The sequence below is a fragment of the Saccharopolyspora sp. NPDC002578 genome, assembly GCF_053592695.1.
In genome coordinates, this window is sequence record NZ_JBSFWJ010000153.1 from 1 (window position 1) to 4,000 (window position 4,000).

At 69.1% G+C, this 4,000-nt stretch carries 8 protein-coding genes and 1 pseudogene; all 9 read right to left on the bottom strand.

Annotated features, from left to right (window positions below):
* A partial coding sequence (locus tag ACWD38_RS30105) for a hypothetical protein (protein WP_450125429.1) occupies positions 1–425 on the bottom strand: 425 nt, incomplete at its 3' end.
* Positions 422–871, bottom strand: coding sequence for a hypothetical protein (locus ACWD38_RS30110; protein ID WP_450125430.1), 450 nt, complete (start codon positions 869–871; stop codon positions 422–424). The genes ACWD38_RS30105 and ACWD38_RS30110, both read right to left, overlap by 4 nt.
* A 139-nt stretch (positions 872–1,010) precedes the next feature.
* Positions 1,011–1,169 (bottom strand): annotated as a pseudogene (locus ACWD38_RS30115) (helix-turn-helix domain-containing protein); the annotation flags it as partial.
* Entirely contained in the window at positions 1,154–1,555 is a 402-nt protein-coding gene (locus ACWD38_RS30120; RefSeq protein WP_450125423.1) for a hypothetical protein, read from the bottom strand. The gene ACWD38_RS30120 and the pseudogene ACWD38_RS30115, both read right to left, overlap by 16 nt.
* A gap of 265 nt (positions 1,556–1,820) precedes the next feature.
* A complete protein-coding gene (locus ACWD38_RS30125; RefSeq protein WP_450125424.1) occupies positions 1,821–2,249 on the bottom strand; it encodes a hypothetical protein in 429 nt (142 codons plus the stop codon).
* A gap of 32 nt (positions 2,250–2,281) precedes the next feature.
* Entirely contained in the window at positions 2,282–2,680 is a 399-nt protein-coding gene (locus ACWD38_RS30130; protein ID WP_450125425.1) for a response regulator transcription factor, read from the bottom strand.
* Entirely contained in the window at positions 2,677–2,928 is a 252-nt protein-coding gene (locus ACWD38_RS30135; RefSeq protein WP_450125426.1) for a hypothetical protein, read from the bottom strand. Before ACWD38_RS30135 ends, ACWD38_RS30130 begins: the two co-directional genes overlap by 4 nt.
* A gap of 83 nt (positions 2,929–3,011) precedes the next feature.
* Positions 3,012–3,656, bottom strand: coding sequence for an NUDIX domain-containing protein (locus ACWD38_RS30140; protein ID WP_450125427.1), 645 nt, complete (start codon positions 3,654–3,656; stop codon positions 3,012–3,014).
* A gap of 25 nt (positions 3,657–3,681) precedes the next feature.
* On the bottom strand, positions 3,682–4,000 hold a 319-nt coding region (locus ACWD38_RS30145), incomplete at its 5' end, for a hypothetical protein (protein ID WP_450125428.1).

Genomic DNA, 4,000 nt, shown 5'->3' on the forward strand with positions numbered 1-4,000 from the left:
CCGGTCCTGTAGGAGAAGTAGGTGGCGTCGAGCTGGTCGGCGAGTTCGGCGCGGACGAGGTCGGCGTGGGCGGCGTCGGCGGCGGCCAGGTTCGAACACACCACGACCTGCACGTCGGGGAAGGCGTCGCGCAGTCCGGCCAGCAGCGCTCGCGCAGTGGGGAACAGCAGCAGCGGCCGTGGTGTGCGCAGGATGTCGCGCACTTTTCGGGCGGGCAGGGCGAGTTCGTTGGCGAGGTGCTGGATCAGCTGTTCGGTGGTGTGGGGGTGGGTGTGGAGTGTGCGGCGCACGATGTCGGCGACGGTGGAGTCCTCGTGCGGTGAGGCGGCGGCGAGTGCCGTGCCGAGGCTGTGGCCTGCGACGGTGCCGAGCACGCCGCCCACGTCAACCGAAACAAGCCGGATCCCGCTCTGTCTTCCGGTCATGTGAGGAGCTCCTGGTAGAGGGCCGCGTGTGCGGTGTGATCGGGTTGGTCGAGGTGTCCGAGCACGGCGACAGCGTCGTTTCCGGACAGCAGGCGCGGGGCCATGACGCGATGGACCCAGTTGACCTCGAGTCCTCGCTGCGGCCGGACGAGATCGGAGGGCACCGTGCCGAGGTCGAACAGGTAGGTCAGCAGTGGCGGGCCGTGCTGGGGGCGCGTCCAGGTGTGCGCACAGAACCGGGGCGTGGCCTGGGGGTTGAAGCCGAGGGTGCCGCGGACGGCGGACAGGACGGTCTCGGCGGGGGTATCGAAGGCCGCGGTGACCTCGCGGCCGGGCAGCCGCCACGCGGTCTCGCCCCGGTCGCGGACCAGGAGCCAGTCGGCGCGGTCGGGGCGGGCCAGCAGGCCGCAGGCCCGGATCCGGACGCGGGACGGCATTGACACCATCAGGACACGCTTTCCTTCGAGGAGAGGACCACCACCAGCAGAGCTCCGGCCGCGCATGGCGCGGTTCGGGCTGGTCTGGGGTGGAGTCAGTTCGGGTGCTGGCGGGACTCGCCGCCTCGGGTGCGGAGGTCGTGCCTGCTTCTGCCAGGAGGCGGTGGATTTTGCCGTAGGAAAGCTGGGTTTCCTGGTGCAGAGACCGGATGGTGGCGCCGTTCTCGTAGGAGGCTTTGAGCTCGTGGGCGAGCTGGACGCGTTCGAGACCGCGGTGTCGTCGGTGTGGGGTCACTGCGTCGTGCATGGGTGCTTCCTCACGTGCTTCGAGGGGTTCGTGGGCTGAGGTGGGGCGTTCGGTGTGGGAGCGAGCGCGTGATGGGCTTGGTGGGCTCCGGCGGGGTGGCCGTGGTCTTCGCAGTAGGCGAGCAGCCAGAGGTTGAGGTCCAGGACCAGCGCCCAGCGGTGGCGCGCGGCGTAGTGCTGGGTGAGTACTTCGACGGTGGCCAGCAGTGCGTCGTCGATAGGCAGTCGAAGGCGGATCGCGAGTGCTCGGATCCGCTGGCTTTCGCCCGCGACCGGGTCGGTGTCCTGCCAGGTACGGGCGCTGTGTTCGAGCAGATCCGCCAGAACGTCGGGTTGGCGGGCGGTGATCGCGGCTTCTTCGCCTGCGCCAGGTCGGCCTGCCAGCACGGGTCCGGCACGTGCCCGGCGTGGGGCCACACCACGAGCGCCAGCTGCGCGGCGGTCGCACTCAGCGCGGGGTCGGTGCCCATGCGGACTCCGGCCGGGACGAGATCCCGATGGTCCCGTACCCACGTGGCGACTTGTGTCGATGAACGGTCTGGTCCCGGGGTGGCCTGCTGGTGCAGGTCGGTGAGATGGCGGTGGCGCGGGTCGGGCGCGGCGCGAAGTGGCATCACTGCGCGACCGGGGTGGGTGGTCTCGGTCGTGGAACTCATGCCGGGTCCTGGGGTTCGAACAGGTTGATGAGGCGGTCGAGAGTGGCGCGCGTGGCCGTGAGCTGGTGGTGGAGGGCGGGCAAGGACAGGGTGGCGATGTGTTCGGCGGTCAGGGGTTCGTTGCGGACGTGCCGAGGCCGCAGCGGGGTGTCCGGCATGTCCAGGACGCCGGGCAGAACGCGCCCGGTTTCGTACATCCACACCACCAATTGCAGGCGAGTGCTGGCGCCGGTGGCGCGGAGCACGCGAACGAGGCGTGCTTTGACGTGGTCTTCATTGCAATTCAGCCGTGTTGCGATGTCCATGTTGGACAGTCCATAGGCAACCAGCCGGGCCACTGGCCGATCAGCGGGCAGCAGCACCGCGTCGAAGTGGAGCCCGGCGCACCTGTCCGCAACGGTGCTGAGGCGTGCGGGTGCGTTCATGAAGTCCTCTTCCGGGAGTGGTGGCAGGCAGGTCAGAGGGTGCCGAGGTGGGTCAGTGCGGCCTCCAGATCGCGGCGTGCTGCCAGCAGCGCGCCGCGAACGTGATGTGCCGCGGTCCCTCGGGTGGTCGATGAGGTACTCGGCAGCGCGATTTCGGGTGGACGGGGCCGTGCCGGGAACCCGGGAAGCCCGGGCAGGAGGTATCCGGCCTCATACATCCAGATCACCAAGTGGCTGCGGCTGGTGGTGCCGGTTCTGTGCATCAGGCGCCGAAGGTGAGTTTTGACGGTGTGCTCGCTTCGGCACAGCGCTTCGGCGATGGCGTCGTTGGTCAGCCCGCAGGCCAGCAGCTGTGCGACTTCGAGCTCGGCACCTGAGGGCTCGGCTTCCAACTTCAGGCCCACGAGCCTGATCGGATACTGGTCGGTCACGACTGTCCTCCGGACTGGGGCGGACGCGGGTTGCTCTTGGCCCATGCCTGGGCTTTGTGGGCGACGTCGTGGTCGTCTTGCCAGGGCGGGGCGACCCGGACGGTGTCGAGCAAGGTGTGGTTGTCGTGTTTGCCGCGTTGATCACCGGCGTGGATCGTGAAGTGACCGTCGGGCCGTGCCCAGCGCAGCGTGATGTTCCGCTCGGGGTGGTAGTGCCAGGCACAGGGCAACCTGGGGTTCCGGGTCATCACCGAAAGGACCCTTTCTGTTCATCGAAAGCGCGCAGAGGGCGAGGACATGCAAGTCGCGCGAGGCGGTCGGCGAGGCTCGGTCAGGGAAGGTGTTCCTGGTAATGCACCGCCGGGACACGCACTTCGTCGGCGAGATCGGCGAGGCAGACCATGTCGCCGGGGTCGAGCAGACTGACCGCGCCTCGGCGATCCACCCATTCCCCGGGCGGCACTACGGTGTCCGGGGCGGTCGCGGCGAAAACGTAGGTGATCGTGACCGGCCCGCCGCCGAACGACGCCGCACCCCAGATGTGCGCGCCGAGTGCCGGGTCCTGCGCAGTGGTCAGCCCGGCTTCGTCGTGCAGGACTCGACAGGCCGCGTCGGTGGGGGTCTCGCCCTCCCGGATCAGCCCGCCCGGCAGCCGCCACCGCGCATCCGGCGCGGGCAGCAGTAACCACTCCCGGCCCGCCCCGCGAGTCAACAACGCTCGCACCTGGGCGTGAATCGAGGGCGGCGGATCAGGGCCAGGATTCATAAAAAACTCTTCTCGCACAACGACACACGACGAAAGACAGAACGAACGCGGGATCCGCAGGGGGCGGGGACCCGGCCGCACAACCGGCAGGGCAGCAAGCTGTGCGGCCGGGATGGGCGGGGTGTGTGTTCGGGGAAACACAGACCCCGCCCGACCGGCACTCGTCGAGGTGCTCGCCGGGTGCCGGGTCACCCGGCACCGGACTGCCATGTCCAGCCCGGACCGGGAGATCCGATTACCGCTGCTGCCCCGGATACACCCATGCACGACCACCCGAGCCAGCCGCCGGTTCGACCGGCGCAGGGGCGGGGCAGGTGGAGGCGTGGCGGTCGAAGGCTTTCGCCAAACCGCGCAGCGCCCCCGCGAGACGAGCGCAGTCCCGCTCGGTCAACACCCCGGAACGCGGCAGATCTTCGAGGACCGTGCCGAGCCGGTCCTGTACCTGCTGGGCCTGCTCGACCACATCACCCGCGCTCGGAGCGGCCGAGGTGGAAGTGGATACGGGTCTTGCTGGAGACATCGCAAAAACCTCGATTCGATCGAAGAACACTCGG

Excerpts from the sequence above, each read along its gene's own strand:
- ACWD38_RS30110 (WP_450125430.1), bottom strand. The coding sequence starts at position 871 with ATGGTGTCAATGCCGTCCCGCGTCCGGATCCGGGCCTGCGGCCTGCTG.
- ACWD38_RS30125 (WP_450125424.1), bottom strand. The coding sequence starts at position 2,249 with ATGAACGCACCCGCACGCCTCAGCACCGTTGCGGACAGGTGCGCCGGG.
- ACWD38_RS30135 (WP_450125426.1), bottom strand. The coding sequence starts at position 2,928 with ATGACCCGGAACCCCAGGTTGCCCTGTGCCTGGCACTACCACCCCGAG.
- ACWD38_RS30140 (WP_450125427.1), bottom strand. The coding sequence starts at position 3,656 with ATGGCAGTCCGGTGCCGGGTGACCCGGCACCCGGCGAGCACCTCGACG.